27 protein-coding genes are annotated in these 26,755 nt (G+C 71.4%); 17 read left to right on the forward strand and 10 right to left on the reverse strand.

Annotation, left to right across the window (positions count from 1 at the left end):
• Positions 1-5: 5 nt before the first annotated feature.
• The 6 genes from sufC (at position 6) to OG611_RS17785 (ending at position 4,805) form a co-directional block, all read left to right on the forward strand.
• Positions 6-770, forward strand: coding sequence for a Fe-S cluster assembly ATPase SufC (sufC, locus tag OG611_RS17760; protein ID WP_124718331.1), 765 nt, complete (start codon positions 6-8; stop codon positions 768-770).
• The gene (locus OG611_RS17765) at positions 767-2,023 is read left to right on the forward strand and encodes a cysteine desulfurase (protein ID WP_266420966.1); all 1,257 of its coding nucleotides are present in this window, start codon (positions 767-769) and stop codon (positions 2,021-2,023) included. The genes sufC and OG611_RS17765 overlap by 4 nt, the downstream gene beginning before the upstream one ends.
• Positions 2,024-2,049: 26 nt before the next feature.
• Positions 2,050-2,505, forward strand: coding sequence for a Fe-S cluster assembly sulfur transfer protein SufU (gene sufU, locus OG611_RS17770; RefSeq protein WP_189541171.1), 456 nt, complete (start codon positions 2,050-2,052; stop codon positions 2,503-2,505).
• Positions 2,502-2,840 (forward strand): metal-sulfur cluster assembly factor, encoded by a 339-nt coding sequence (locus tag OG611_RS17775; RefSeq protein WP_093539690.1) that lies wholly within the window; start codon positions 2,502-2,504, stop codon positions 2,838-2,840. Before sufU ends, OG611_RS17775 begins: the two co-directional genes overlap by 4 nt.
• A 140-nt stretch (positions 2,841-2,980) precedes the next feature.
• On the forward strand, positions 2,981-4,375 hold the full coding sequence (locus OG611_RS17780; protein WP_266420973.1) for a hypothetical protein: 1,395 nt from the start codon (positions 2,981-2,983) through the stop codon (positions 4,373-4,375).
• A 64-nt stretch (positions 4,376-4,439) separates the two neighbouring features.
• Positions 4,440-4,805, forward strand: a complete 366-nt coding sequence (locus OG611_RS17785; RefSeq protein ID WP_266420976.1) for a VOC family protein — start codon at positions 4,440-4,442, stop codon at positions 4,803-4,805.
• Between the two features lie 33 nt (positions 4,806-4,838).
• Here OG611_RS17785 and OG611_RS17790 read toward each other — a convergent pair whose 3' ends face one another.
• Positions 4,839-5,873: a hypothetical protein gene (locus OG611_RS17790; RefSeq protein WP_266420979.1), complete on the reverse strand. Its 1,035-nt coding sequence runs from the start codon at positions 5,871-5,873 to the stop codon at positions 4,839-4,841.
• Between the two features lie 187 nt (positions 5,874-6,060).
• Here OG611_RS17790 and OG611_RS17795 point away from each other — a divergent pair, with 187 nt between their 5' ends.
• Together OG611_RS17795 and OG611_RS17800 are read left to right on the forward strand one after the other, a co-directional pair.
• Positions 6,061-6,381 carry a multidrug efflux SMR transporter gene (locus tag OG611_RS17795; protein WP_266425973.1) on the forward strand — a complete coding sequence of 107 codons (321 nt, stop codon included), beginning with the start codon at positions 6,061-6,063 and terminating at the stop codon, positions 6,379-6,381.
• A complete protein-coding gene (locus OG611_RS17800; RefSeq protein WP_266420981.1) occupies positions 6,381-6,917 on the forward strand; it encodes a TetR/AcrR family transcriptional regulator in 537 nt (178 codons plus the stop codon). The genes OG611_RS17795 and OG611_RS17800 overlap by 1 nt, the downstream gene beginning before the upstream one ends.
• Positions 6,918-7,012: 95 nt before the next feature.
• Here OG611_RS17800 and OG611_RS17805 read toward each other — a convergent pair whose 3' ends face one another.
• The gene (locus OG611_RS17805) at positions 7,013-7,900 is read right to left on the reverse strand and encodes a winged helix-turn-helix transcriptional regulator (protein WP_266420984.1); all 888 of its coding nucleotides are present in this window, start codon (positions 7,898-7,900) and stop codon (positions 7,013-7,015) included.
• 108 nt (positions 7,901-8,008) lie between these two features.
• On the opposite strand from OG611_RS17805, the gene OG611_RS17810 reads away from it, so the two are divergent.
• Positions 8,009-9,238, forward strand: coding sequence for an MFS transporter (locus OG611_RS17810; RefSeq protein WP_266420986.1), 1,230 nt, complete (start codon positions 8,009-8,011; stop codon positions 9,236-9,238).
• A 121-nt stretch (positions 9,239-9,359) separates the two neighbouring features.
• The gene (gene dapD / locus OG611_RS17815) at positions 9,360-10,349 is read left to right on the forward strand and encodes a 2,3,4,5-tetrahydropyridine-2,6-dicarboxylate N-succinyltransferase (protein WP_266420988.1); all 990 of its coding nucleotides are present in this window, start codon (positions 9,360-9,362) and stop codon (positions 10,347-10,349) included.
• Here dapD and dapA read toward each other — a convergent pair.
• On the reverse strand, positions 10,346-11,230 hold the full coding sequence (gene dapA, locus OG611_RS17820) for a 4-hydroxy-tetrahydrodipicolinate synthase (RefSeq protein WP_266420990.1): 885 nt from the start codon (positions 11,228-11,230) through the stop codon (positions 10,346-10,348). The two genes, dapD and dapA, sit on opposite strands and share 4 nt — an antisense overlap.
• Before the next feature lie 153 nt (positions 11,231-11,383).
• On the opposite strand from dapA, the gene OG611_RS17825 reads away from it, so the two are divergent.
• Entirely contained in the window at positions 11,384-12,061 is a 678-nt protein-coding gene (locus OG611_RS17825) for a DUF4232 domain-containing protein (protein WP_266425976.1), read from the forward strand.
• A 21-nt stretch (positions 12,062-12,082) separates the two neighbouring features.
• Here OG611_RS17825 and OG611_RS17830 read toward each other — a convergent pair whose 3' ends face one another.
• Positions 12,083-12,526, reverse strand: coding sequence for a GNAT family N-acetyltransferase (locus OG611_RS17830; RefSeq protein WP_266420993.1), 444 nt, complete (start codon positions 12,524-12,526; stop codon positions 12,083-12,085).
• Positions 12,527-12,557: 31 nt separating this feature from the next.
• Complete coding sequence (locus OG611_RS17835; RefSeq protein WP_266420996.1) at positions 12,558-13,691, reverse strand: peptidoglycan bridge formation glycyltransferase FemA/FemB family protein; 1,134 nt, start codon at positions 13,689-13,691, stop codon at positions 12,558-12,560.
• Between the two features lie 136 nt (positions 13,692-13,827).
• Between OG611_RS17835 and OG611_RS17840 the strand changes: the two genes are divergently transcribed.
• Positions 13,828-14,541: an antibiotic biosynthesis monooxygenase gene (locus OG611_RS17840; RefSeq protein ID WP_266420999.1), complete on the forward strand. Its 714-nt coding sequence runs from the start codon at positions 13,828-13,830 to the stop codon at positions 14,539-14,541.
• Between the two features lie 8 nt (positions 14,542-14,549).
• Here OG611_RS17840 and OG611_RS17845 read toward each other — a convergent pair whose 3' ends face one another.
• Complete coding sequence (locus OG611_RS17845; protein WP_266421002.1) at positions 14,550-16,409, reverse strand: endonuclease/exonuclease/phosphatase family protein; 1,860 nt, start codon at positions 16,407-16,409, stop codon at positions 14,550-14,552.
• Between the two features lie 195 nt (positions 16,410-16,604).
• Between OG611_RS17845 and OG611_RS17850 the strand changes: the two genes are divergently transcribed.
• The 3 genes from OG611_RS17850 to OG611_RS17860 all read left to right on the forward strand — a co-directional run bounded on the left by OG611_RS17850 (position 16,605) and on the right by OG611_RS17860 (position 20,228).
• Positions 16,605-18,068 (forward strand): hypothetical protein, encoded by a 1,464-nt coding sequence (locus OG611_RS17850; RefSeq protein WP_266421004.1) that lies wholly within the window; start codon positions 16,605-16,607, stop codon positions 18,066-18,068.
• A 191-nt stretch (positions 18,069-18,259) separates the two neighbouring features.
• A complete protein-coding gene (locus OG611_RS17855) occupies positions 18,260-19,738 on the forward strand; it encodes an alkaline phosphatase PhoX (protein ID WP_266421006.1) in 1,479 nt (492 codons plus the stop codon).
• A 259-nt stretch (positions 19,739-19,997) separates the two neighbouring features.
• On the forward strand, positions 19,998-20,228 hold the full coding sequence (locus OG611_RS17860; RefSeq protein WP_037711258.1) for a hypothetical protein: 231 nt from the start codon (positions 19,998-20,000) through the stop codon (positions 20,226-20,228).
• A 146-nt stretch (positions 20,229-20,374) separates the two neighbouring features.
• On the opposite strand, the gene OG611_RS17865 is transcribed toward OG611_RS17860, so the two are convergent.
• From OG611_RS17865 to OG611_RS17875, 3 genes are all read right to left on the reverse strand, one after another.
• The gene (locus tag OG611_RS17865; protein ID WP_266421008.1) at positions 20,375-21,592 is read right to left on the reverse strand and encodes a TerD family protein; all 1,218 of its coding nucleotides are present in this window, start codon (positions 21,590-21,592) and stop codon (positions 20,375-20,377) included.
• A 160-nt stretch (positions 21,593-21,752) separates the two neighbouring features.
• Positions 21,753-21,971: a hypothetical protein gene (locus OG611_RS17870; RefSeq protein ID WP_266421010.1), complete on the reverse strand. Its 219-nt coding sequence runs from the start codon at positions 21,969-21,971 to the stop codon at positions 21,753-21,755.
• A 59-nt stretch (positions 21,972-22,030) separates the two neighbouring features.
• Positions 22,031-22,840 carry an NAD(P)-dependent oxidoreductase gene (locus tag OG611_RS17875; protein WP_266421013.1) on the reverse strand — a complete coding sequence of 270 codons (810 nt, stop codon included), beginning with the start codon at positions 22,838-22,840 and terminating at the stop codon, positions 22,031-22,033.
• 342 nt (positions 22,841-23,182) lie between these two features.
• On the opposite strand from OG611_RS17875, the gene OG611_RS17880 reads away from it, so the two are divergent.
• Positions 23,183-24,142, forward strand: a complete 960-nt coding sequence (locus tag OG611_RS17880; RefSeq protein ID WP_266421015.1) for a 5-dehydro-4-deoxyglucarate dehydratase — start codon at positions 23,183-23,185, stop codon at positions 24,140-24,142.
• Positions 24,139-25,317, forward strand: a complete 1,179-nt coding sequence (locus OG611_RS17885; RefSeq protein WP_266421018.1) for a hypothetical protein — start codon at positions 24,139-24,141, stop codon at positions 25,315-25,317. Before OG611_RS17880 ends, OG611_RS17885 begins: the two co-directional genes overlap by 4 nt.
• Here OG611_RS17885 and OG611_RS17890 read toward each other — a convergent pair.
• On the reverse strand, positions 25,300-26,532 hold the full coding sequence (locus OG611_RS17890) for an MFS transporter (protein ID WP_266425979.1): 1,233 nt from the start codon (positions 26,530-26,532) through the stop codon (positions 25,300-25,302). The two genes, OG611_RS17885 and OG611_RS17890, sit on opposite strands and share 18 nt — an antisense overlap.
• Positions 26,533-26,755 lie beyond the last annotated feature (223 nt).

Genomic DNA, 26,755 nt, shown 5'->3' on the forward strand with positions numbered 1-26,755 from the left:
CACCCATGGCAACGCTTGAAATCCGCGACCTGCACGTCTCCGTCGAGGCCGACAACGCCACGAAGGAGATCCTCAAGGGCGTCGACCTGACCGTGAAGCAGGGCGAGACCCACGCCATCATGGGCCCCAACGGGTCCGGCAAGTCCACCCTCGCGTACTCCCTCGCGGGTCACCCCAAGTACACGATCACCAGCGGTTCGGTGACCCTGGACGGCGAGGACGTCCTGGAGATGACCGTCGACGAGCGCGCCCGCGCCGGTCTGTTCCTCGCGATGCAGTACCCGGTCGAGATCCCCGGTGTCTCGGTCTCCAACTTCCTCCGCACCTCCGCCACCGCCGTCCGCGGCGAGGCGCCCAAGCTGCGTACCTGGGTGAAGGAGGTCAAGGAGACGATGGCCGGGCTCCAGATGGACCCGGCGTTCGCCGAGCGCAACGTCAACGAGGGCTTCTCCGGCGGTGAGAAGAAGCGCCACGAGATCCTCCAGCTGGAGCTCCTCAAGCCGAAGGTCGCGATCCTCGACGAGACCGACTCCGGCCTGGACGTCGACGCCCTGCGCATCGTCTCCGAGGGCGTCAACCGGGTCCGCGAGACCGGCGAGGTCGGCACCCTGCTGATCACGCACTACACGCGGATCCTCCGCTACATCAAGCCCGACTTCGTGCACGTCTTCGCCAACGGCCGCATTGCCGAGTCCGGCGGCGCCGAGCTCGCCGACAAGCTGGAGAACGAGGGCTACGAGGCATATGTGAAGGGTGGCGCTTCCGCGTGACACAGCTGCCGGGCCTCCTCGACACCGAGGCGATCCGCAAGGACTTCCCCCTGCTGGATCGTACGGTCCACGACGGGAAGAAGATCGTCTACCTGGACAGCGCCGCGACCTCGCAGAAGCCGCGCCAGGTGCTCGACGCCCTCAACGAGTACTACGAGCGGCACAACGCCAACGTGCATCGCGGTGTGTACACGATCGCGGAGGAGGCCACGGCGCTGTACGAAGGCGCCCGTGACAAGGTCGCCGCGTTCATCAACGCGCCCAGCCGCGACGAGGTGATCTTCACCAAGAACGCCTCCGAGTCGCTCAACCTCGTGGCCAACATGCTCGGCTGGGCCGATGAGCCCTACCGGGTGGACCACGACACCGAGATCGTCACCACGGAGATGGAGCACCACTCCAACATCGTGCCGTGGCAGCTGCTCTCGCAGCGCACGGGTGCGAAGCTGAAGTGGTTCGGCATCACCGACGACGGCCGCCTCGACCTGTCCAACATCGAAGAGATCATCACGGAGAAGACGAAGATCGTCTCCTTCACGCTGGTCTCCAACATCATGGGCACGATCAACCCGGTCGAGAAGATCATCCGCCGGGCCCAGCAGGTCGGCGCGCTGGTCTGCATCGACGCCTCGCAGGCCGCCCCGCACATGGTGCTCGACGTGCAGGCGCTGCAGGCCGACTTCGTGGCCTTCACCGGTCACAAGATGGTCGGCCCGACCGGCATCGGCGTGCTCTGGGGACGGCAGGAGCTCCTGGAGGACCTGCCGCCGTTCCTCGGTGGCGGCGAGATGATCGAGACCGTGTCGATGCACTCGTCGACCTACGCCCCCGCGCCGCACAAGTTCGAGGCCGGTACGCCCCCGATCGCCCAGGCCGTCGGCCTCGGCGCGGCCGTGGACTACCTCTCGGCGATCGGCATGGAGAAGATCTACCGGCACGAGCACGCGATCACCGAGTACGCGGTGAAGCGGCTCCTGGAGGTCCCGGACCTCAGGATCATCGGGCCGGCGACGGCCGAGGACCGTGGCGCCACGATCTCCTTCACGCTCGGTGACATCCACCCGCACGACGTGGGCCAGGTGCTCGACGAACAGGGCATCGCGGTCCGGGTCGGACACCACTGCGCACGGCCGGTCTGCCTGCGGTACGGAATTCCTGCGACGACGCGAGCGTCGTTCTATCTGTACTCCACGCCCGCCGAGGTCGACGCCCTGGTGGACGGACTGGAACACGTACGGAACTTTTTCGGTTAATTGGCAGAGCGGCTGAGGGTTGACTGGTGAAGCTTGATTCCATGTACCAGGAAGTGATCCTGGACCACTACAAGCACCCCCACGGGCGCGGCCTGCGGGACGGCGACGCCGAGGTGCACCACGTCAACCCGACGTGCGGCGACGAGATCACTCTCCGGGTGAAGTACGACGGCGAGACCATCGTCGACGTGTCGTACGAGGGCCAGGGCTGCTCCATCAGCCAGGCCAGCGCCTCCGTGTTGAACGACCTGCTGGTCGGCAAGGAACTGGGCCAGGCGCAGAAGATCCAGGAGACCTTCCTGGAGCTGATGCAGTCCAAGGGCCAGCTGGAGCCGGACGACGCGATGGAGGAGGTGCTGGAGGACGCGGTCGCGTTCGCCGGTGTCTCGAAGTACCCGGCCCGGGTGAAGTGCGCGCTGCTGAGCTGGATGGCGTGGAAGGACGCGACGGCGAAAGCGCTGTCCGAAGGGAAGACGGCATGAGCGACAACGAGACTCTCACCACCAAGCCGGCCTCCGAGGAGGAGGTCCGCGAGGCGCTGTACGACGTGGTCGACCCCGAGCTGGGCATCGACGTCGTCAACCTGGGCCTGATCTACGGCATCCACATCGACGACGCCAATATCGCCACCCTCGACATGACGCTGACGTCCGCGGCCTGTCCGCTGACCGATGTCATCGAGGACCAGGCGAAGTCGGCGACCGACGGCATCGTCAACGAGCTGCGGATCAACTGGGTCTGGATGCCGCCGTGGGGCCCCGACAAGATCACGGACGACGGGCGCGAGCAGCTGCGCGCCCTGGGCTTCAACGTCTGAGCCCACCGCCGACGACGAACGGCCCCCGGCCCGGGGGCCGTTTTTCGTCGTCGCTTCGTCTGCCGTACGCATGATGTGTGTCCCTCGTTGGCATGGGTACCGGAACGTACCCGCGACACCACGCCGACGAGAGGCATGCCGTGCTGCATCAGTTTTCGCTCCCCGACCGCAGGGCGGCCGCCGCCGCGAGCGGCGTTCTCCTGCTGGCTGCCCTGGGGATCAACACCCCCGCGCACGCCGCGAGTTACGGAACGCCGACGATCGGGCTCTCGGTCTCCTACCTCTCCGGCGCCGTCGGTGCGACCGGCGACCCCGTGGTGACCGTCACCGTCGCGCAGAGCGGGGCCGAGGCGACCGCGCTCGGCGTGGCGGCGTCCGCCAGCTCCAAGCCGTCCGTCGCCGGGACCGGTGATGTGACCGTGACGGGGACCGGGAGCACCCGGAAGCTCACGGTCGCCGCACACGGGCGCGGCTACACCGACCTCACGATCAAGGTCACCGGACTCGGCGGCAAGACCGCCACCAGGACGCTGCACTACGCCGCCTCCGCCGCCGTGCAGAACGCCGCCGACACCCGCTACCTCACCGGTTCCTCGGACTCCTCGGCCGCCGTCGACGTCGGTGGCGGCTACGTGGTCGTGGCCGACGACGAGTCCAACACGCTGCGCCTGTACGACCGTTCCGCCTCCGGCGCGCCGGTGAAGACCTGGGACGTCGGCTCGAAGCTCGGGGTGTCGAAGGAGATCGACATCGAAGGCGCGGCACGGGCCGGCAACACCATCTACTGGACCGGTTCGCTCGGCAACAACAAGGACGGCGAGTACAAGTCCGGCCGCAACACCGTCTTCACCACGACGGTGACCGGGTCGGGCGCCGCCACCCAGCTGACGGTGGGCGGCTCGTACAAGAAGCTCCGTGACGACCTCGTCGCCTGGGACGAGGCGAACGGCGACCGGCTCGGCTTCGCCGCGGGGACGGCGGACGGTGAAGCGCCCAAGCAGATCGACGGGTTCAACATCGAGGGCCTGGAGTTCGCGCCCGGCTCGACGACCACCGCGTATCTCGGCTTCCGGGCGCCCCTGGTGCCGCCGAAGTCGGGAGGCAAGGCCCTGATCGTGCCCGTCACCAACTTCGACAAGGTGGCCGGCAGCGGGGCGAAGGCGGTCATGGGCGCGCCGATCGAGCTGGACCTCGGCGGGCTCAGCATCCGGGACATCCGGAAGAACGCCGCCGACCAGTATCTGATCGTGGCCGGTTCCTGGGCTGCCGACGACAACTCCGACCCGTACGCCCTCTACACCTGGGACGGTGTCGCCGCGCACGCGCCGGTCAAGCGGGCCGATCTGCCGACGGCGGACCCGGGCGGCTGGGAGGCCGTCGTGGAGGTGCCGGACCTGACGGTTCCGGGCACCCGGGCACAGCTGATCACGGATGCCGGATCGGCTGATCTGTACGGGGACGGCACGGAGGCGAAGGATCTCGACCACGTCGAATGGAAGAAGTCCCGGGCCGTCTGGTTCACCGTCGGCGGCTGATGGGTCGAACGCCCTTGCGGTTCGATGTGGCGAACGGCCATGCACGCCGGACAGACTGGCGGGCATGGCCGTTTCCTTTTACAGCATTGTCGTCGACACCCACGACCTGCCGTCGCTCGCCCGCTTCTGGTGCCAAGTGCTCGACTGGCAGCTGCTCTTCGAGGCCGAGGACGAGATCGTCATCGGTGCCGACAAGTCCGCCCGTCCCGGTATCACCTTCGTTCCCGTACCGGAGGGGAAGACGGTCAAGAACCGGCTGCACATCGATCTCGCCCCCGACGACCTGGAGGCCGAGGTCGAGCGCATCATCGGGCTCGGGGCGCGGCGGGCCGACATCGGGCAGCAGCCGGATGTGTCCTGGGTGGTGCTGGAGGACCCCGAGGGGAACGAGTTCTGTGTGCTGACACCGAAGAACTCGCTCATCGACTGAGAGCGGAACCGGGCGGGCCTTCGCGGGCCCGTCCTAGGGGCCGTACTGCGGGCCGTACTGCGGGGGTACGGCCGCCGCCTCGGCGAGGGCCGGGCCCAGGTTCTCCGTACGCATGCGCCGGTCGACGTAGAGCAGCCCGGTCACCAGCTGTGGGAACGTCGCCGAGATGAACTGACCGATCAGCTGTCCCAGCGCCATGATCACCAGGTAGCCGCTCATGGCGAAGATGATCGCGGCGGGGTTCGGGTCCTCGTCCAGGGTCGATCCGCCGATGATGCCGGAGAACATGCCGAGGAACGAGAACGGGATCTGGATGATGTAGTTCGCCACGGCGGCCAGGGCGAAGGCGAGCAGGGTGATCCCGAGGACCCGCCACCAGTCGCCCCGCACCAACTGCGAGGAGCGTCGCAGCGCGGCCACCGGGGACTGCCCCTCGAACACCGCGGCCGAGGGCGCCAGGCAGAACTTCACACAGAGCCAGATCGCGAGCGGGGCGGTGGCCAGGGCGCCCAGGAAGCCGAGCGCGGCCCACAACGCGACATCGCCCCCGTGCGCCAGGGTGATGGCGCCGATCATGAACGCGAAGAAGCCGACCACCACGAGCACCGTCGGGATCATCGCGATCAGGAAGGTCAGGACCACCGTTCCGAACACCGCCGGCACGCGGGACCAGGCCCGGCGCCAGATGACGGAGAAGGTGGTCGGCCTGCCCAGCACCGCCTCCTGCAGAATCGCGGGAACGGTCGCGTACATCATGGCCGTTCCGACCGCGAAGACGATCAGGGCGAGCAGCCAGACGACACCGAGACCGACCACGATCGGCACCACGTCGGACGACGCCGGGTCCTCGTCCGCGCTGAGCGCGATGATCCGGTGCAGATGACCGCTGACCGCCGAGTACCCGATCAGGACCACGGCGGCCATGAACACCAGCGACCCGCCGTACACGGCCGCGCCGATGCCGAACAGCTGCTTCCAGTAGCGCCCCATCGTGCTGAAGGCGCCGCTGAATATGTCCCCGAGCTTCAGGGGCACCAGCGGTATCACCCCGGGCTTCGGCGGCGGCATCCAGCCGCCCCATCCCGGGGGTCCCGGGGGCCCTCCGTACGGTGCTCCGCCGCCCCACCCTGCGTCCTGCGCCACTGCTGCTCCGTCGTATGTCGTTGTCCGGTGTGCTGGTCGGGACACCGTAGCGTCCCGACCGGCGGGAAGCGCCCGTACCGTCGTGCGGACGGCGATGCGTACACTCGTACACATGGGATACGGACTGCTGGCCGCGGCGATCGCGGCGGAGGTGGCCGGCACGACGGCCATGAAGTACAGCGAGGGCTTCACCCGGCTCTGGCCCTCGCTGATCACCGTCGCGGGATACCTGGTGGCCTTCGGGCTGCTCGCCCAGACGCTGAAGACGCTGTCGGTGGGCACCGCCTATGCCATCTGGGCCGGGATCGGCACCGCGGCGGTCGCCGCCATCGGCATCCTCTTCATGGGGGAGTCCGGCGGCCCGGTCAAGCTGGCGGGCATAGCGCTGGTCATCGCCGGAGTGGTGGTGCTGAATCTGGGCGGGGCCCACTGATGGCGCGCCGCTACGACCCCGAGCGGCGCGACCGGATCATCGACGCCGCGATCAGGGTGGTCGGCGCCAGAGGAATCGCGGGGCTGAGCCACCGCTCCGTCGCGGCCGAGGCCGATGTGCCGCTCGGCTCGACGACGTATCACTTCGCCTCGCTGGACGAGCTGTTGATCGCCGCGCTGCGCCGGTCGAACGAGAACTTCGCCGAGGTCATGCGGGAGAGCGAGGCTCTGACCGGCCCGGAGTCCGACCTCGCCGCGGAGCTGGCCGGGCTGCTGGGGGCGTACTTCTCCGGCGGGCGCGGACGGGCCGAGCTGGAGTACGAGCTGTATCTCGCCGCACTCCGCAGGCCCGCGCTGCGGCCCGTCGCCGGCGAGTGGACCGACGGTACCGCCGAGCTGCTGTCCCGGCGGACCGATCCGGCCACGGCGCGGGCGCTGATCGCGCTCATGGACGGGATCTGTCTGCAGGTGCTGCTCACCGGCGGCGAGTACGACGAGGCGTACGCGCGCGAGATGCTGGGGCGGATCGCCGGATGACGGCTCCGCCCGCGCGTGCGGACCGATGCCCGGGGCCGCACCCCCGGGCGTCGGGGTGACCGCCAGGCGCGGGCCGCTCCGCCCGCGGGCGTCCCTCAAGCGCCGGACGGGTCCCCGCTCCGTACCGCCGTCAGGGCCGCCCGGACGCTCGCCTCGATGTCCGTGATCGGATACAGCGCCTCGCGAACCGTCCGGTCGCGGTCCACCACCAGCGTCAGCCGCTTCATCCGGCTGGTCCCCCCCGCGCGGAAGGTCGGCAGGCGCAGCGCCGCCGTCAGTTCCAGCTCCGCGTCGGACAGCAGCGGGAACCGCAGCCGCTCCGCGTCCGCGAAGGCCCGCTGCTCGTCCGGGCGTTGGGTGGAGACCCCGTGCACGGTCGCGCCGGCCGCCGTGAACTCGGCCAACTGGTCGCGGTACGTGCAGGATTCGAGCGTGCAGCCGCTCGCCCCCGGGATCTCGGCCCAGCCCGGCGGATAGGCGTCCCGGCGGGCATAGGCGCCGGGGAAGAAGTACAGGACGGTGTACGGGGTGTCGGCGACCGGGTCGCGCGGCGCGCCGTCGTGGTCCAGCAGTCGCAGTGCGGGCAGGCGGGTGCCCACCAGGGCGTGCACCCGGGCCGCCTCCTTCGAACTCTCCGCGGCCGTCGCCATCGTTTCCCCTTCCCCCAGCACCCAGGTGTCGCCCCAGTCCTGGAGCGCGATCAGTACGGGAAGCAGTGCGCGGCCCCGCCGGGTGAGCCGGTACTCGTACCGGGGCGGCCGGTCCTGGTACGGCTCCCGGGAGAGCACCTCCGCGTCGACCAGCAGCCGCAGCCGCTCCGTCAGCACCTTGCGGGACACGCCCAGCTCTTCCTGGAGCGCGTCGAAGCGACACACCCCGCGCGCCGTGTCCCGCACGATCAGCAGGGTCCACCAGTCGCCCACGACATCGAGCGCCTGGGCGATCGCGCAGTCGGCGTCGGCCAGGCTGGTGCGCTGGGGCATGGGCTCCTCCGTCGGTCTCGGTATCCGCCTCTTACCGGATTGACCAGCAGGAAAGCATGATGTCATAGTCCGTTCCCAAAGGAAACTTACTGGGGGAGGGTGCTGGGGATGAGTTTCTTCGGGATCGTGCGGGACGTACCGCGCACGGTGCGGCTGCTGGCCTTCGGCTCCTTTCTCAACGGAGTCGTCAGCTTCACCTTCGTCTATCTCTTCGTCTATCTGACCGGCCCGCGCGGGCTGAGCGTCCCGCAGGCCGGAGTCGTCGCGGGCATCGGCGGCATCGGCCTCGTCGCGGGGAACTTCACCGGCGGCTGGTTCGGCGACCGCTACGGCCACCGCCGGATGCTCCTGACCGGCGCGCTGGTCAGCGGGGCGGCGCTCGCGTCCCTGCCGGTCCTTCCGATCGCGGCGATGTACGGGGTGCTGCCGCTCGCGCAGTACGCGGCGGGCGTCGTGCGCGCGGCCAACTCCGCACTCGTCGCGGTCTCCGTCCCCGAGGGCGGACGGCGTCGGAGCTTCGCCCTCGTGCGGGCCGCGGGCAATGCCGCGTTCGCCGTGGGACCGCCGCTGGGCGCGCTGATCGCCGCCCGCTTCTCGTACGACTGGCTGTTCGTCGCCGACGGCCTCGGGACCCTGCTCTTCGCCTGGTACGCGGCGACGGTGCTCCCGGCGCACGGCACCGCGCACGGTCGGCCGGCCCACGGCCCCGGCGCGCCCGGCCTCTGGCGGGAGCTGCGGGCCAGGCCCGCCGTGCTGGTCCTGCTCGCCGCGATTCTCTGCGTCGACCTCGTCTACCGGCAGCAGTACTCGACCCTGCCCGTCTTCCTCACCGAGCACGGCCACGGCGCCCAGTTCTACGGCTGGCTGCTGTCGGTCAACGGCGGCGTCATCCTGCTGCTGGAACTCCCTGCGGCGCACGCGCTGCGCCGACGGGCGCCGCTGGGCATCGTGGGCACCGGGCTGTTGCTGGTGGGGCTGGGCTACGCGGTGCTGATCCCGGGCGCCGGGGCGCTGTTCGCCATCACCATGATGGCCTCGCTGACCGCGGGCGAGATCCTCTACAAGACCACTGCGACGGCGTACGTCGCCGATCAGGCTCCCGCCCATGCGCAGGGCCGCTTCCAGAGCCTGTACGCGGGCGCCTCCATCAGCGGCCAGGTGCTGGCGCCGCCGCTCGGCGGTGCGCTCTACGCCCACGCGCCCGGACTGCTCTGGCCCGCGTGCGCGGTACTGGCCTGTGGCGCGGGGGCGGCGGTGCTGGCGGCGCGGCGGCTGCGGGGGCCGGTGCGCGAGCAGGCTCCCGCGCGTACCCCCGAACGGCAGGCGCAGCCCGGCTGACCGGGTGGCCGGGGGCGCCGGGTGCCACGTCGCGACCATCGGGCGGGCTCCGGGGCCGCGCCGCGACCATCCGGCGAGACCGGTTGGCTCCCGCGGTGCCTCGCCGGTTAGGTTTCGTGTCATGACCGACACGACTCCTGCTCGCACCACCGGCGCCGTCGCCGCCGGCCTCGCCACCATCGCCGGCGACGGTTCCGTTCTCGACACCTGGTTCCCCGCCCCCGAGCTCACCGCCGAGCCCGGCCCGGCCGGAACCGAACGGCTCACCCCCGACCAGGCCGTCAACCTCCTCGGCGAGGGGGCCGCCAAGGCCATCGGCGTGGACGCCCGCCGCGGTGTCGAGATCGTCGCCGTACGTACGGTCATCGCCTCGCTCGACGACAAGCCGCTCGACGCACACGACGCGTACCTGCGCCTGCACCTCCTCTCGCACCGCCTCGTCCAGCCGCACGGCCAGAACCTGGACGGACTCTTCGGCCTCCTCGCCAACGTCGCCTGGACCTCGCTCGGCCCGGTCGCCGTGGACGACGTGGAGAAGGTGCGGCTGAACGCCCGTGCTGGGGGCCTGCACCTCCAGGTCACCTCGGTCGACAAGTTCCCCCGGATGACGGACTACGTCGCGCCGAAGGGCGTCCGGATCGCCGACGCCGACCGGGTCCGCCTCGGCGCGCACCTCGCCGCCGGCACGACCGTCATGCACGAGGGCTTCGTCAACTTCAACGCGGGCACCCTCGGCACGTCGATGGTCGAGGGCCGCATCTCCGCGGGTGTCGTCGTCGGCAACGGCTCCGACATCGGCGGCGGCGCCTCCACCATGGGCACCCTCTCCGGCGGCGGCAAGGAGCGCATCGTCATCGGCGAGCGCTGCCTGATCGGCGCCGAGGCCGGCGTCGGGATCGCGCTCGGCGACGAGTGCGTCGTCGAGGCCGGGCTCTATGTCACGGCCGGTACCCGCATCACGCTGCCGGACGGCCAGATCGTCAAGGCCCGCGAGCTCTCCGGCGCCTCGAACATCCTCTTCCGCCGCAACTCGGTCTCCGGCGCCGTCGAGGCCCGCCCGAACAACGCGGTCTGGGACGGCCTCAACGACGTCCTGCACAGCCACAACTAATCCGTGGCGGAAAGCAGTTCCTCGTAGACCCTCCGCAGCCCGTCGGTCGCCTCGCGCCCGGCGGGCTGCAGCGGTTCGCGGACCGGTCCGGCGCCGAGCAGCGCCTTGGCCGTGACCGTGCCGGGCAGCCCGGACGCCATCATCGCCTCGGCGAGGGGGAGGACCAGCCGGTTGAGCCGGGCGGCCCCGGCGGTGTCCCCGGCGTCGAACGCGTCCAGGACCGCCCTCAGCCGACGGGGCGCCACATTGGCGACCGTGCTGACATAGCCCGCCGCGCCCACCGCGTACAACGGCAGATTCAGCTCCTCGCAGCCCGAGTAGTACGCCAGCGAGGTCGCGCCGATCACCTTCGTGGAGCCGAGCAGGTCGTACGCGCAGTCCTTCACGGCCGTGACGCGGGGGTGCTCCGCGAGCCGCAGCAGGGTCTCCGGCTCGATGCGGGTGCCGGTGCGGCCGGGGATGTCGTACAGCATCAGCGGAAGGCCGGTCGCGTCGGCGACGCGCCTGAAGTGCGCCTCGACGGCGGTCTGCGGCGGCCGGCTGTAGTACGGCGCCACCACCAACAGGCCGTCCGCGCCCGCCTGTTCGGCCTGCCGGGCGAGGTCCACGGTGTGCCGGGTGTCCGCGCTGCCGACCCCGGCGACGATCGGCACGCCGTCGCCGACCGCCGCCCGCACCGCCCGCAGCAGCGCGGTCTTCTCGGCGTCGGTGGTGGTCGGCGACTCGCCGGTGGTACCGCTCAGCACCAGGCCGTCGCAACCATCGGCGACCAGGGCGGCGGCATGCTTCCCGGCGGCCTCCGGGTCCAGCTCGCCGGAGGCGGTGAACGGCGTGATCATGGCGCAGAGCGCGCGGCCGAAGGGGGCTGTGGGTGCGGTCATACCCGAAGTCTCGGTCGACCGGACCGTGAAGGTCCACTTAGATCTGCTTGGGGCGAGCGGAAAGAAGGACTGAACGGTCGTGGGGTCGCGCCCACGGGTCTGGCATGATCGAACGCCTATGCGACAGGCCGAGATCGGGGTGGGTGCGTGAGCATGCGAGGACTGGCGTGGGCGGGGACCGGGAGACGGGGACCGCTGGCGGCCGGGCTGCTGGCCGGGGCGCTGGGCCTGGCGCTCTCCGGATGCGCCGGGTTCCTCGTACCGGCGGGCGAGGGCGAGCCGGAACCGACGCCCAGCGATCCGTACCGGGTGCACGCCGACAAGCTGCCGACCCCGTTCCCCAGCGTCGCCACCAAACTTCCCGACCGTCCTCCGGCCGCGCAGGGGCCCGCCCCCACACCCACCGTCCCGGCCGGCTGCCCGTCCTCCGGCGTCGTCGTCGACATGGGCGAGGTGGAGGCGGCACTCGGCCACCGGGCCGTCGGGCTCACCCTCACCAACTGCGGCAGCAAGCCGTACCGGGTCCACGGCTACCCGTCCGTCCGGGCCCTGGACGAGGCCGGCGATCCGCTGCCCGTCCCGGTGAACCCGGGCTCCTCCTACATGGGCAGCGATCACGGGCCGCAGGAGGTCGTGCTGAAGCCGGGGAAGACGATGCGATCACTGCTGGCCTGGGTCTCCACCCCGACCGGCGGCGACCTCATCGAGGGCGACGCCCTGGAGATCGCACCGGCCCCCGGCCTGGAGGCGCGCACCTTCCCGCTCAAGGGCAGCGACGTACGGCTGCTCGACGAACTCAACATGACCGCGTGGCGGACCGACCCCGCGTAGCAGCACCACGGCGGCGCGGGGTCAGAGGGCGAGCTTGAAGCCCTCGTGGCTGCGGGCGAAGCCCAGCGACTCGTAGAACCGGTGCGCGTCCGCGCGCGGCTTGCCGCTGGTCAGCTGCATCAGCCCGCACCCCCGCAGCCGGGCCCGGTCGACGGCCTGCCTCATCAGCTCCCGCCCCAGCCCGCCGCCCCGCCGGTCGGCCCTGACCCGTACCGCCTCGATCAGCACCCGCTCCTCGCCGTTCCTGCCGAGCCCCGGTATGTACGTCGCCTGGGCGCAGCCCAGCACGGTGTCACCGTCCACCAGCACCAGCATCTCGTTGCGCGGGTCGCTCTCGATGGCGGCGAAGGCCCTCTCGTACGCGTCGTCGACCGCGACCGAGGCCGGATCGACGACCCGATCCTCGTCGGCGAGCAGGGCGAGGACGGCCGGCAGGTCGGCCCGGGTGGCGGTGCGAAGGATCATGTTCCCGAGTCTGCCACGGGCGCCGCGCCGCTCAGCGGCGAGCCATGTAGAGGGTGAAGGCCTTGTGGAGCACCTTGTTGATCGGGTAGTCCCACTCGCCGATGTACTCCGCGGCCCGGCCGCCCGTGCCGACCTTGAAGCGCAGTAGGCCCACCAGATGGTTGCTCTCGTCCAGGGTGTCGGTGATGCCGCGCAAGTCGTAGACGGCCGCGCCCCGTTCGTGCGCGTCGCTCATCATGCGCCACTGGATGGCGTTGCTGGGCTGGACCTCGCGCCTGCGGCCGGTCGAGGCGCCGTAGGAGTACCAGACGTGGTTCCCCACGGTCAGCATCGTCGCCGCGGAGAGCGTCTCCCCGTCGTGCTGGGCGAGGTAGAGCCGCATCCGGTCGGGGGCCTCGGCCCGCAGCGCGGTCCACATGCGCTGGAAGTAGGCGAGCGGACGAGGGACGAAGCGGTCGCGTTCGGCCGTCTCGCGGTACAGCTCGTAGAAGGCCGGGAGGTCCTCGTAGTCGCCCTCGACGACCTTGACGCCCGCCTTCTCCGCCTTCTTGATGTTGCGGCGCCACTGCTGGTTCAGATTGCCCCGGATCTCCTCCAGCGACAGCCCGGCGAACGGCACCTGGAAGACGTACCGGGGCTGTCCCGCGCTGAAACCGTCCTCGCTCTCCTCCTCGCCCCGCCGCCAGCCCAGCCCGCGCAGCCGCTCCACGACCTCGGCGGCCCGCGGCTCCTCGGCGTCCGGTGGCACGTCGCGCAGGCGCCCCGAGGCCGGGTCGGCGATGGCGTCCTTGACGGTCCGGGCGTCCCAGCGCCGGGCGACCACCGGCGGGCCCATGCGCACCGAGAACGCGCCCTGTGCCTTCAGGTGCGCCAGCATCGGCTCCAGCCACTGCCCCAGCTCCGTGCCGTGCCAGTCGATGACCGGGCCCTCCGGCAGATAGGCCAGATAGCGCTTCACCCGGGGGATCGGCCGGTACAGGACGAGTCCGGCCCCGACGATCCGTTCCCCGCCCGCACCGTCCCGCTCGAACCAGCCGATGCTCTCCGCGCGCCAGTCGGGCTTCACATCGCCCCATGACGGAACCTGCATATGGCTCGCGGCCGGACGGCTCGCGACGAACGCCAGATGCTCCTCGCGGCTGATCGTCCTGAGGTGGGGTGCCATGCGGTACTCCGTTCGTTGTGCTGTCGGTGGGCCCGACGGTGTCGACAGGGCGTGCTGTTGACCTCAAGCGCGCTTGACGTACCAGGGTGGCCGACAGCGGCGCACCACCCGGGCGCCCCGGTCAGGAGGACCCGTCATGAGCGTGCGATTCCAATCCCGTCCCGATCTTGCCCGAAACGACGTCGGACTCGTCAAGGCGAGCACCTGGGATGTCGGCACCCCGGAGCGCATGCGGCGGACGATCGAGGCCATTCGTGAGGCGTGGGACGGCCGGGACTGGCCCCATCCGGGACTTCTTTCGTACACCGTCCATGCCGGTGAGGACGGGAAGACCCTGTTCCACTACAGCCAGTGGAGTGGTGAGCAGGCGTACCAGGACTTCTTCCGGCAGGGCAGGGACGAGCGCAACGCGGACATCGACGCCGCGGTGCCGGGCATCCGGCGGCTCGGACTGCACACCCTGGAGCTCTACCGTTCCGTGTCCCTGGGTGAGGGCGACGGGCGGGAGCCGGGCTGCGTCGTGATCGTCGACGTCGAGTTCGAGGGGGCGGACAAGGCGCGGCAACGGGACTGGGTGGACACCGTGTTCGAGGCGCTGGGAACCGACCCGGCGCACGCCCCCGGCGGCATCTCCGGGCACTTCCATGTGAGCACCGACGGGACGCGCGTGCTCAACTACGCCGAATGGGAGAGCGCCGAGGCCCACATCGACGCCCTGGCCGCGCCCGGTGCCGGGATCGGGTCGGTCACGCCGCAGTGGGAACGGGTGCGGTCGTACCCGGGGGTGACCGGCGGCGGGGTGCACCGGTACACGCCCGCCCTCGGCATCCGGCCGGGGGCGGGCGCGTAGGGCCGTTGCTACGGGCGGAAGCGGAGCACCTGCGGGTCGTGGTCGCTGTTCTGGTCGGCGAACTCGGCGTTGATGTGCACGCTGTCGTAGTGGTAGTCGTGGATCGACGGGCTGGTCAGGATCTGGTCGAGGACCTGGCTGTTGCCCTGGTAGACGTAGCTGTAACGCTCCGAGCGCGGCAGGGACTTGATCGCCGGGTACAGCACGCCTCCGGCCGTCAGCGCCTTGGCCGTGCCGGAGAACTCGAAGTCGTTGATGTCGCCGACGACCAGGACGTCCGCGTTCTTCTGGACGCTCAGCAGCTTCTTGACGAAGGTGTTGACCGCCTGGCCCTGCGCGTGCCGCTGGACCTCCGAGGAACGGGACGGCGGCTGGTGCTCCGAGAAGATGGACTCGTCGCCGCCCTTGGACGCGAAGTGGTTGGCGACGACGAAGACCGGACGGCCGCGGAAGCCGAACTCGCCGACGAGCGGCTTGCGGCTGTTCTCCCACGCCGCGTTCGCCGGGTCGATCCGGCCGGGGGAGAAGGTCAGGGCGGCGCGGCCCCGCTCCCGTACGACATCGGTCGCCGTCGTCGCGTCGCCGCCGGCCCGGTCGGTGAACGAGACCCGCTCCGGGTTGAAGAGGAACACCTGGCGGATGTTGCCGCCGGGCTCGCCGCCGTCCTTCTTGTCCTGCGGGTCGATGGAGCGCCACTCGTACGCCGGGCCGCCCGCCGCCACGATCGCGTCGGTGAACTTCTTCACCGTCAGGTCGGCGGCGACCGTGCCGTCGCTCTTCGCGCCGTTGTTGTCCTGGATCTCCTCCAGCGCCACGATGTCGGGCGAGGCGAGGTTGTCGACGACCGCGGCGGCGAGCGCGTCGAACTTCTCCTGCGGGTCGGTCGGGTCGAGGTTCTCGACGTTGTACGTCGCCACGGCCAGCTCGCCACCGCGCTGCTTGCGGGTGACCTCCCGCCGCAGACCCTTGGCGGTGACCGTGCCCATGGTGCGGGCGGTCAGCGTGTAGCCGCCGTACTGGTTGAAGTCGAGCGGGCCCTCGGTCGTACCGGACAGCACGTCGCCCACGTCGGCCTTGGGGAAGGGCTGCTCGGCGAGCGGCACCAGGGACTGGATCTGCAGCCGTCCGGTGTTCTGCGAGTCGTACGAGCCGTAGACGGTGCCGCCGCGGCGGGCGTCGTTCTCGCGCGGCTTCACCGTCACCCACAGCTCGGCGTGTGCGTCGGTGGCGCCGACCACCCGCGAGGTGCCGACACGGATGTTCATGCCTTCGACCGACTCGTAGTAGTCGAGGGCGTAGCGGGACGGCCGCAGGGTCAGCGCGTTGACGGAGCCGCCCGTGGCGGGATCACCCTCCGGGGCGTACCGGGAGGGGACCGAGCGCTCCGAGACCCGCACCGGCTCGGGCAGGGCGTTGCCGGAGGACACCACGGCGACGGTGGGCTTGCTGATCTGGGTGAGCGACTGATTGCCGGAGCCGAGGCCCCCCGGGACGTACTCGGTGACCGTGCCGGAGACGGTGACCGCGTCACCGACCGCGACGGTGGGTGCGGAGCCGGTGTAGACGAAGACGCCCTCGCTGGTGGCGGGGTCGGCGTCGGGGTTCGGGTCCTGGAACCAGAAGCCCTTCGAGCCGTACGTCCGCACTCCGGTGACGATGCCCGGCACCTCACCGACCTGCCGGCCGACGAGCGGGGATATCCGGGTGGAGCCCTGGATGTCGTGGATCCGGACCTGGCCGTCCACGGCCCGGTCGGGGGTGGTGGAGGCGGACGCGGAGGTGGTGGCGGCGCCGGTGAGCAGACCGGCGGCGAGCGCGGCGGTGACTACGGCGGAGACGGCGGTCGTTCTGGACGATGCGGCAGGCATCACGGGCTCCGGGGGTATCGAGGGTCTGAGTGGAGGTCTACGCGCGTCAATCTCTTGTGTGCGCAAGGCCGTTGTCAAGGTCTCCCGGGTGGACTGCTGTTGTCCGTTGCATGAACCGGGCAGCATGGGGCGAAATGCGTCTACGCTTGGGCCGCCCGATCCGTACGCCCGGCACGCCCCGAGGAGAATCACCTGATGTCCGCAGAGCGCCCCACCCTGCCGCCCGTACGGCTGCACACCGAGGCCGAGCTGGCACGGGACGCGCTCGCCGCACCGCTGCTCGCCCGCGCCGTCCGGCTCGCCCGCTGGGCGGGCGACGGGACCCGGGTCGGCGCCGGCGGCGAGCTCGTCGACGCCCAACTGCCCGCGGCGGCCGAGCACCTCGGCCTGGCGGCCGACGAGGACGGTGCGGCGGAGGCGAGCGAGGCGTGGCGGCTCGCGGTCGACGCGGGGCTCATCGACGTCGAGGACCCCGACGAGGACGCCGGGCCGGACGCGGAGGGGACCGCGACCGCCGGTGAGAACCTGGCGCTCGTCACCGGAGGCTCGCCGAAGGACGTCCTGTCGATCTGGCTCGACGGCCTGGAGGCCGTCCACGCCGACGCCACCGCGCCCGTCTTCGACGACTTCGCCGAACTCGTCGGCGAGGACGGCTCGATCGACTTCGAGTCCCTGGACTGGGACCCGGAGATCGAGGCGGAATTCCTCGACGGGGTCCTCGGCAATCTGTATCTGATCACCGTCGGCGACGGCCACGGTGGCACGGACCCCGTTTCCGTACCGTTGCCCGCCCTCGCCGCCTCGGTGATCGTGCCCGACGACATGGGCGAACCCACCGACGACGTCCTGGAGCAGGTGTCCGAGGCGATGATGCGCCTCGACGACCAGTTCCGGGTCCTCGAACCCATCGGGATCGTCGAATACCGCCCGGTGGACGAGGCGTTGCTGGTCGAGGAGGGCGAGGAGGCCACCCCGCCGGCCGACGACGAGGACGTCACCCGGTACGGAATGGTGAAGCTCACCCCCCTCGGCCTGTACGGCCTGCGGACCCGGATGCTGGAGGCCGGGGTGGACGCCCCGGCCATCGGCGACCTGGCGGACAAGGGCGCCGACGCACTGCTCGGCGGCATCGCGTACTACCCCGAGGCGGCGGCCGGCAGCGAGGTCGAGCTGTGGCTCGCCCGGCGCGGCGGTGCGGACGGTGCGGCGGCCGAACTCCTCTCGGCGGCACGCGGAACGGACCAGCAGGCACCCCTGCGCAGGCTGCACTGCCAGCAGGCGCTCGCCCTGGTCGGCGCGGAGGCGGAGCCCGCGGTGCGCGCGGTGCTGGACGACCCCGAGCTGGGCGGCCTCGCCCGGGTCTGGCTCGCGGAGCTGGGCGCGGCCGGTGTACCCGCACCGCCGGAGTCGATGATCTTCTGGCTCGCCATCGACACGATCGCGGCCCAGCTGGAGGCCGACGGCGATCTGGACGAACTCCAGGGCCTGGTCGAGGGCCTGGCGGGCCAGCACAGCGGCTTCTTCGACGAGGCCTGGCGGGTGGAGCACCCGGCGACCGCGGACGTCCTCGAAGCGATGGGCCGGCTGCACAGCGACAAGAAGAAGGCCAAGGAGGCCCGCAAGGCGGCGTTCAAGGCCCGGTCGCGCAAGGGGTCCTGACTGCCCGGCCGGGCATGACGCGGGCGGCGCGAACGGGTCGGTCGACGGCGAGCGGCGACTTCAGGGCATTCATTCCGGCCAAGTGCACAGGAAGGATGCCCCTCGGCGTCGCCCGCAGTTCAACTGGTGTTGGCACGGGGGCGCGACTGTGGGCGCGCCAACAACCCGCTCAGTCGCCCCAGGAGTACGTGATGTCCTTCACGCGCAGGGAATTCACCAGACAGTCCGCCCTCACCGGTGCCGGCATCGCGCTGACCGGTACCGTCGCGGCGCTGGCCACGGCCCCGGGCGCCCTGGCCGCCGGGGACCCGAAGCACGGTCACGGCCACGACGGCCACGAGGGTCACGGGCACGACCACGGTCACGGGCACGGCCGCGAGCCCGGCTACGGGCCGCTGATCGCCGACCCCGAGGGCATACTCGCGCTCCCCGCCGGCTTCTCGTACAAGGTCATCACCCACAGTGGTGTCACCAAGCTGGAGTCCGGCGAGTACACCCCCTCCAACCACGACGGCACGGCCACCTTCGAGGGCCCGCGCGGCGTCACCCTGCTCGTCAACAACCACGAGCTCAGCGGCACCCGCGCCGGCTGGGAGCACCCGGTGCCGCTCGCCGAGGGCCTCGTCTACGACCCGGTCGCGGCCGGCGGCTGCACCGTCGTGGAGACCCGCCGCGACGGCCGCACCGCCGAGTGGGTCGGCATCGCCGGTACGTCCACCAACTGCGCCGGTGGCGCCTCCCCGTGGGGCACCTGGCTCACCTGCGAGGAGACCGAGGACAAGGCCGGCAAGAACGGCCTGCTCAAGGACCACGGCTATGTCTTCGAGGTCGACCCGTACGACCGGCACGCCAACCGCGACCCGCACCCGATCAAGGCGTTCGGCCGGTACGCCCACGAGGCCGTCGTCATCGACCCCAAGCGCGGCCACGCGTACCTGACCGAGGACGCCTCCGGTCCCAACGGACTGCTCTACCGCTGGGTCCCGCCGCACGGCTTCCGGCACGGCCGCGGCAAGCTGCGCACGCTCGCCGACGACGCCGGTGTCCTCCAGGCCACCAAGTGCTTCGACAGCAGCGGCAAGTTCGTCGACGACCTGTCCCGCGCCACGAAGATCGGCACGGTGTACGGCGTGGACTGGGTCGACGTGCCCGACCGTGACGCCAGGACCGTCTCGGTGCGCAAGCAGTTCGCCGACGGCGAGGTCACCCGCGCCCGCAAGCTCGAAGGCATGTGGTGGGGCGACGGCGGCACCTACATAGTCTCCTCGTTCGCCCGTTCCGAGAGCCCCGTCCAGCACGACGGCCAGGTCTGGTTCTACGACCCGAAGCGCCGCACGCTGACGCTCAAGGTGCTCCTCGGCGTGAACGCCGACCCGTCGAAGGACGGCGCCTTCGACGGCCCGGACAACATCACCGTCTCGCCCTACGGCGGCCTGGTCATCGCAGAGGACGGCGACGGCATCCAGCACCTCTTCGGGGCGACCGGGAGCGGCCGGACCTACCCCATCGCGCGCAACGAGCTGAACATCGGCAGCGAGGCGGAGCCGGAGTTCAGCGAGTTCACCGGTGTCACGTTCTCGCCCGACGGCCGGACGCTGTACGCCAACATCCAGACGCCGGGCATCATGCTCGCCATCACCGGCCCGTGGAAGCGCCAGCCGCAGAAGTAGCGGTAGCTCGTACGGGTGCCCCCGGCGCGGGCTCCCGCGCCGGGGGCCGGCGGCGGGGGCCGGACACGCCCCGGCGGGGGGCGGGATGCGCCACACCTTCGGGGGTCTTTCGGACGCGGCGTCGCGCTTGATGTCGCTGCCGGAGACGGGCCGGGGCGCGGAACCGCTCGCCTCCGGCGGGTCACGAATCCGGCATCAGTGCGCCCCCAGGGGCGAACGGGCATGGCGTCGGGCGTTCCCAGGGCGCATACTCAAGGTAATGAAACAGTCAGCCGGTTCCCGGCGCCACCTGCCGTCCAGTCCCTTCAACCGCCCGGCCCAGGCGGCCCCACCGGTCGAATTGTTCGATGTGGGCGACAGGGTGTCGCACGACCAGTTCGGTCTCGGCCGCGTCCTTGCCGTCGAAGGCGACAACGACGCGGTGCTCATCGACTTCTCGGGGCGACAGGGGAGGATCCTGAGCCCGTACTCCAAGCTGACCAAGCTCTGAGAGCCGACCAAGCTCTGAGAGCCGACCGGGCTCGGAGAGAGGCGGCGAGTACGCGCAGCGTCCGCGTCCCCGTCACGCTCTCCGGTTTCAGGGGCACCTGCACCCGCAGGTGCCCCTGAAGCCGTATCGGGAGGTCTACGCCCCGTTCACAGCGCCTGGGCGGCAGGCTTCACCATGCCGCGGACGGTGCGCGACTTCACGAAGTCGCCCATGGCCGTCATCTCCCACTCGCCGGAGAACTGCTTGATCAGCTTGGCCATCATCACGCCGGTCTGCGGCTCGGCGCCGGTCAGGTCGAAGCGGACCAGCTCCTCGCCGGTGGCCGCGTCGACCAGTCGGCAGTAGGCCTTGGCGACCTCGGTGAACTTCTGGCCGGTGAACGAGTTGACCGTGAAGACCAGGCCGGTCGCCTCCGCCGGGATCCGGCCCAGGTCCACGACGATGACCTCGTCGTCACCCGCGCCCTCGCCCGTGAGGTTGTCGCCGGAGTGCTTGATCGCGCCGTTCAGGATGGAGAGCTTGCCGAAGTAGCAGCTGTCCAGGTGGTTCCGGTTGGGGCCGTAGGCGATCACGGAGGCGTCGAGGTCGATGTCCTTGCCCCGGAACGCGGGTTCCCAGCCGAGGCCCATCTTGACCTGGGAGAGCAGCGGCCGGCCGCCCTTGACCAGGGAGACCGTCTGGTTCTTCTGGAGGCTGACCCGGCCCTTGTCGAGGTTGATCTTGCCGCCGGCGGGTGCGGGCGGGGCGGCGGGCGGAGCCGGCGGGGCGGCGGGGACCGGGGGCGCGGCGATCCGGGGGTCCACCGGTGCGGCGGCGGGCACCGGGGGCGCCACGGGCGCGGGGGCCGGTGCGGCGGCGGGCTCCTCCTCGACCGAGACGCCGAAGTCCGTGGCGATACCGGCCAGTCCGTTCGCATAGCCCTGGCCGACCGCGCGGGCCTTCCAGGCGCCGTTGCGGAGGTAGACCTCGATGACCACGAGCGCCGTCTCGGCACCCAGCCGGGGCGGGGTGAACGTGGCGAGCACGCTGCCGTCGTCGGCGTTGCGCACCGTCGCGGTGGGCTCGATGCCCTGGAAGGTCTGGCCCGCCGCGTCCGGGCTCGCCGTGACGACGATCTTCTCGATGCCGGGCGGGACCGCGGCGGTGTCCACCACGATCGCGTCCGGCGCGGTGCCGCCGCCGGAGCGGTAGGTCACGCCGGGGCCGTTGGGCTGGTTGTAGAAGATGAAGTCGTCGTCGGAGCGCACCTTGCCGTCGACGGTGAGCAGCAGGCCCGAAACGTCGAGCCGCACCGGTGCGGAGACGTCCACTGCCACGCGGGCAGCGGAGAGAGGGATGTTCGAGCCGGGGGTCATAGCGGTCATGCTCGGGGTAACGAACGACTTCGCTTTGCCGTTCCCTTACCTTCGCCGACCTTCGCCGACCTTCGCCGACCTTCGCCGACCTTCGCGGCTCTTCGGCCGACCTCCGTGGATCTTCGTGGATCTTCGGCCGTGCGGGGTGGGCACCCGCCCGTACGCCCTGTCAGCGGTTGCGGAGGTGGTTGCGGGCGGCGCGCTCGTTGCCGTGCTTGTACGCCCCCGTCCAGCGGGCCATCACCAGCTGTGCGTCCCCCGACTCCACCTCGGCCAGGAACTTCTCCGCCCGGCCGCCGCGCAGCGTGCCCGCAGGTCGGCCGTGGTGGGTGAGGGTGATGCTCGCGTCGCCGTGCTGCTCGTGCAGGAATCCGGAAGGTCTCGGCATGGCTCCGCATCCTGCCCGCCGCACGGCTGTTCTGTCGCGCGGATTTCCCCGGGCCGTCGTCAGCGCGGCCAGATCGGCGGGTTGGTGCAGAAGTGGCCGCCGAGGTGGGCGTGGTCGGGGTTGTCCGGGTCCAGTTCGCCCTGTTCGGCGATGAGCCGGGCCGCGTACGGCTCCGAGTCGTCCCGCGGCTCGTATCCCAGCGAGCGGGCCGTCGTCAGGTCCCACCACAGCCGGGTGTTGTCGGACGAGCCGTGGACGACGGTGTGCCGCACGTCCTCGGCGGTGAGCGCGGCGTGGAAGAGCCGGGCGCCGTCCGCGGGGCTCATCCAGACCGAGAGCATCCGTACCGATGTCGGCTCGGGGAAGCAGGAGCCGATGCGCACCGAGACAGTCTCCATGCCGTGCCGGTCCCAGTACAGCTGGGCGAGGTCCTCCCCGAACGACTTGGACAGGCCGTAGAAGGTGTCGGGGCGGCGCGGGGCGCCGATGGGGATCAGCGGGTCGCCGGGCAGCGGCCGGGGGGTGTAGCCGACGACATGGTTGGAGGAGGCGAACACGATGCGCCGCACGCCCTCGTCGCGCGCGGCCTCGTAGAGGTTGTACGTGCCCTCGATGTTCGCCCGGAGAATCTTGTCGAAAGAGGCTTCCAGGGAGATGCCCGCGAGGTGGATGATCGCGTCGACACCCCGCACGGCCTCGCGCAGCGCCTCCCGGTCGCCGAGATCGGCGGTGATCGCGTCCGGCTCGCCCTCGACGGGGACGACGTCGAAGAGGCGGAGCTCGTAGCCGTACGCGGGCAGGAGCCCGCGCATCAGGGTGCCGAGGCCGCCGGCGGCGCCGGTGAGCAGGACGGTGCGGGGAGCGGGCATACGCGGATCTCCTCGGTACGTAGGTGCCCACGCGTGGCCTGGGCGCGCGGCACGGCCCCTGCGGTACCTGCGACACCTGCCCGCGGGACACCAAATCCATGGACGACATTCATATGCGTGGACAAGCTAAGAAGTCCTGGCGTACGGAGTCAAGTGTGCGGCCCCGGGGTGGGTGCCGCTCGCCCGGAGCTGGTGACTCCGCCTCAACTCCGCCTTCGGGGTCGGCTGTCTCGCGCGTCCCCCTCCTTGACCTGCGCCGGACGGCTGCCTTAGCGTGAAGGTGTTCATGAATATGGACGCCGATCAGAATTGTGCACGCCTGAACCCGCTCAGGGAGCGCCAGTGACCTCAGCCCCTCTTGCCGCCCGACTCGGCCGTGTCGCCGGGCCGCTCTTCTTCCCCGTCACCGCGTACGGACCGGACGGCGCCGTCGACCTCGATGCCTTCCGCGCGCATGTGCGGTCCGGCGTCGACGCCGGTGCGGCGGCGGTCTTCGCCTGCTGCGGCACCGGTGAGTTCCACGCGCTCACGCCGGAGGAGTTCCGCCGTGTCGTCGCCGCGGCCGTCGAGGAGACCGCCGGAGAGGTGCCCGTCGTCGCGGGGGCCGGATACGGCACGGCGCTCGCGATCCAGTACGCGAAGCTCGCCGAGGAAGCGGGCGCGGACGGGCTCCTCGCCATGCCCCCGTATCTCGTCGTCGCCGACCAGGAAGGGCTGCTGGGCCACTACGCCGCCCTCGCCGCGGCCACCTCCCTGGAGACGATCGTCTACCAGCGCGACAACGCCGTCTTCACCCCCGAGACCGTCGTCGCACTGGCCGGGACGCCCGGCGTCATCGGTCTCAAGGACGGCTACGGCGACCTCGACCTGATGCAGCGCATCGTCAGCGCCGTCCGCACCGAACTGCCGGGCCGGGACTTCCTGTATTTCAACGGGCTGCCCACCGCCGAACTCACCGGCCCGGCCTACCGCGGCATCGGCGTCACGCTCTACTCCTCCGCCGTCTTCGCCTTCGCGCCCGACATCGCGCTCGCCTTCTACCGGGCGATGGACTCCGGCGACGACGAACTGACGGGCGCCCTGCTCGACCACTTCTACCGCCCGCTCGTCGAACTGCGCGCCAAGGGCCGCGGCTACGCGGTCTCGCTCGTCAAGGCGGGAGTCCGGCTGGGCGGCCTGGACGTCGGCGAGGTCCGAACCCCGCTCACCGAGCCGCCCGCCGCCCACGTCGAGGAGCTCGCCGCGATCATCGCGCGGGGCCGGGCCCTGCTGGAGAAATACGGGCAGGAGCGGCGCGGGTGAAGACCTCGGCCTTCCTCTACCCCTGGGACGTCATCGGCGACCCGGACGCGGCCGCCCGCGTCGCGGACCTGGGTGTCCAGCAGGTGACGCTCGCCGCCGCCTACCACTCCACCCGGGCGCTGACCCCGCGTCACCCCGCCCGCCGCATCGTCACCGCCGAGCACGCCGCGGTGCTCTACCCGCCGGACCCCGCCCGGTGGGCAGGGCGCGAACTCCGTCCCCACGCGCAGTCCTGGGTGGCCTCGGACGATCCGTTCGCCGAGGCCGCCGAGGCCCTCACCGATGCCGGTCTGGAGGTCCACACCTGGGTGGTCCTGGCCCACAACTCCCGGCTGGGCGCCGAACATCCGGACACCTCCGTGGTCAACGCCTACGGCGACCGGTACCCCTGGGCCCCGTGCATCGCCCGGCCCGCGGTCCGCGAGTACCTGGTCGCACTGGCGGCGGAGGCGGCGGTGCGCGCCGGTGCGCGCGGCACCGAACTGGAGTCCTGCGGCTGGTACGGCTTCGCGCATCTGCACGCACACGACAAGATCGCGGGTGTCGGGCTCGGGGACGCGGCGCAGTATCTGATGTCGCTCTGCTTCTGCTCCGACTGCCGGACCGGCTACGCCGAACACGGCCTGGACGCCGACGGGCTGGCCGCGGCCGTACGCGCGGCGCTGGAACCGGTCTGGGCCGGCTCCGGCTCCCCGGAGGCCGGCCGGGCGGGCATCGGGAAGCTCCTCGGCGCCGACCTCGCCGCCGCCACCCTCCAGTGGCGCGGCAAGGCCGCCCGTACGCTCCAGGAGTCCGCGGTCGCCGCCGTACGGGCGGCGGCGGAGCCGGGGTTCCAGGTGCTGCTGCACGCCGACCCCGTACCCCACCGCACCGGTGCGAACGTCGGTGTCGACCCGGAGCACATCCTGTCCGTGGCGGACGGTGTGGTGCTGCCCTGCACCGGCGGCGACGCGGCGCGCGAGGCCGTACTCGGCCCGTTCGCCGGGCGCGACGGGGTGCTCGCGGCCAACTTCTCCGTGGTCACGGGGATGGGCGGCAGCCCCGCCACGCTGGAGCGGGACGCCGCGCACGCCGTGTCGCTCGGTGCGGACCAACTGCGGCTGTACCACGCCGGGCTGGCATCCGACCCCGACCTCCGGGCCGTCGCCGGAGCGCTTTCACGCCTCCGCCGATGAAGGAAGCGGGCCGGTGGGGGTGTCCGTCAGCCTCCCCCGCCGGCCCGTCACCAGCAGGGTCGCGGTCAGCAGTCCCGCCGCGCCGACCAGCGGCAGCAGCACCCGGATGTCCACCAGCGCGATCAGGCCCGCGCCGAGTGCCAGTGCCACCGCGTTCGGCACCATCATCATCGTGTTGGCGGTCGCGGCGGTGCGGCCCAGCACGGCCTCCGGAGTCTCCCGCTGCACCGCCGTCATGGCGGCGATCAGCACACACGGCAGCCCGGCCCCGACGGCCGCGCTCGCCACCAGCGCCACCGCGTCGTACGGCAGTGCCCGCACCCCCACCGCCACCGCGAACAGCGCGATCCCGGCCGCCGTGAACACCCGCTCCGGAAGCCGCCGCAGCAGCGGACCGGCCAGCAGCCCGACCACGACGGACCCGGCGCCCTGCACCGCGTACAGCACACCCGCGTACGTGGGGGAGTGCCCCAGAACGATGTCGATGACGGCGTAGATCGCGGCCCCGTTGAGCCCCGCGCACAGCATCGCCACCGAGCCCGCCAGCACGAGCGGTCGCAGCACCGGCGAACCCCACACCTGCCGTATGCCCGCGGTGAGTTCGCCCCGCTGGCCGGCCGGCGAGGCCTCGACAGGCTCCCGGGCCGGCAGCAGCACGCAGACCCCGGCCGCCAGCGCGAACGACACCGCGTCCAGCAGCGCCACGGCCCCGCCCCCGAACCGCGCGTACAGCCCGGCACCGGCCAGCGGCGCCAGCAGCTTCATGCCCTCGCTCGCCATCATCCGCAGCCCGTTGAAATCACCCAGCAGCCGTGCGTCGACGGCCCCGGCGATCAGCGCCGACTCGGCCGCGCCCATCAGGACGAAACTCGCGCCGTACAGGACGAGCACGACGAAGAGGATCCAGATCCGGCCCGCCGAATCGACCGTCGTCAGCGAGGTGAGCAGCCCCGCCATGACGAGATTCGACCCGACGAGGAGCGGCTTCGCCGGGATCCGGTCGGCGATCGTCCCGAGCACCGGCCCGACCAGCACCGGCAGCCACATGGCGAACACGGCGAGTGCCGCCAGACTGTCCGACCCCGTGAGGGACTTGACCCAGACCCCGGCCGCGAGCCACATCGCGGAGGTCCCGAAACCCGAGACGACGACCACCACCAGAAACAGCCCGGCCGTACGGTCCCGCAGCACCCGCACCGTCGCCGACCCCGTCACCGCACCCACCGCACCCACCGAACCCTCCCGACCAGCGCCATCGTCATGGGTCCAGGCTGCTGACCGAGGTGCCCCGGCGGCATCGGGAGGATGCCCTATGCCGCACCCGGAGCGAGGAGCCGGCCCCGCGCGGGGAGTAGGGCACATGCCGGACGTCCGTGAACACGTCCGGCGCGGGTGCGGGCCCGGGGCCACGCGCCCGCGCCGGATCCGGCGTACGGCT

Source organism: Streptomyces sp. NBC_01363 (assembly GCF_026340595.1).
Classification (GTDB): Bacteria; Actinomycetota; Actinomycetes; order Streptomycetales; family Streptomycetaceae; genus Streptomyces.

Coding starts and splice junctions, on each gene's coding strand:
- sufC (WP_124718331.1), top strand. CDS start 6: ATGGCAACGCTTGAAATCCGCGACCTGCACGTCTCCGTCGAGGCCGAC.
- OG611_RS17775 (WP_093539690.1), top strand. CDS start 2,502: ATGAGCGACAACGAGACTCTCACCACCAAGCCGGCCTCCGAGGAGGAG.
- OG611_RS17785 (WP_266420976.1), top strand. CDS start 4,440: ATGGCCGTTTCCTTTTACAGCATTGTCGTCGACACCCACGACCTGCCG.
- OG611_RS17790 (WP_266420979.1), bottom strand. CDS start 5,873: ATGCCGCCGCCGAAGCCCGGGGTGATACCGCTGGTGCCCCTGAAGCTC.
- OG611_RS17795 (WP_266425973.1), top strand. CDS start 6,061: ATGGGATACGGACTGCTGGCCGCGGCGATCGCGGCGGAGGTGGCCGGC.
- OG611_RS17800 (WP_266420981.1), top strand. CDS start 6,381: ATGGCGCGCCGCTACGACCCCGAGCGGCGCGACCGGATCATCGACGCC.
- OG611_RS17805 (WP_266420984.1), bottom strand. CDS start 7,900: ATGCCCCAGCGCACCAGCCTGGCCGACGCCGACTGCGCGATCGCCCAG.
- OG611_RS17810 (WP_266420986.1), top strand. CDS start 8,009: ATGAGTTTCTTCGGGATCGTGCGGGACGTACCGCGCACGGTGCGGCTG.
- dapD (WP_266420988.1), top strand. CDS start 9,360: ATGACCGACACGACTCCTGCTCGCACCACCGGCGCCGTCGCCGCCGGC.
- dapA (WP_266420990.1), bottom strand. CDS start 11,230: ATGACCGCACCCACAGCCCCCTTCGGCCGCGCGCTCTGCGCCATGATC.
- OG611_RS17825 (WP_266425976.1), top strand. CDS start 11,384: ATGCGAGGACTGGCGTGGGCGGGGACCGGGAGACGGGGACCGCTGGCG.
- OG611_RS17830 (WP_266420993.1), bottom strand. CDS start 12,526: ATGATCCTTCGCACCGCCACCCGGGCCGACCTGCCGGCCGTCCTCGCC.
- OG611_RS17835 (WP_266420996.1), bottom strand. CDS start 13,691: ATGGCACCCCACCTCAGGACGATCAGCCGCGAGGAGCATCTGGCGTTC.
- OG611_RS17840 (WP_266420999.1), top strand. CDS start 13,828: ATGAGCGTGCGATTCCAATCCCGTCCCGATCTTGCCCGAAACGACGTC.
- OG611_RS17845 (WP_266421002.1), bottom strand. CDS start 16,409: ATGCCTGCCGCATCGTCCAGAACGACCGCCGTCTCCGCCGTAGTCACC.
- OG611_RS17850 (WP_266421004.1), top strand. CDS start 16,605: ATGTCCGCAGAGCGCCCCACCCTGCCGCCCGTACGGCTGCACACCGAG.
- OG611_RS17855 (WP_266421006.1), top strand. CDS start 18,260: ATGTCCTTCACGCGCAGGGAATTCACCAGACAGTCCGCCCTCACCGGT.
- OG611_RS17860 (WP_037711258.1), top strand. CDS start 19,998: ATGAAACAGTCAGCCGGTTCCCGGCGCCACCTGCCGTCCAGTCCCTTC.
- OG611_RS17865 (WP_266421008.1), bottom strand. CDS start 21,592: ATGACCGCTATGACCCCCGGCTCGAACATCCCTCTCTCCGCTGCCCGC.
- OG611_RS17870 (WP_266421010.1), bottom strand. CDS start 21,971: ATGCCGAGACCTTCCGGATTCCTGCACGAGCAGCACGGCGACGCGAGC.
- OG611_RS17875 (WP_266421013.1), bottom strand. CDS start 22,840: ATGCCCGCTCCCCGCACCGTCCTGCTCACCGGCGCCGCCGGCGGCCTC.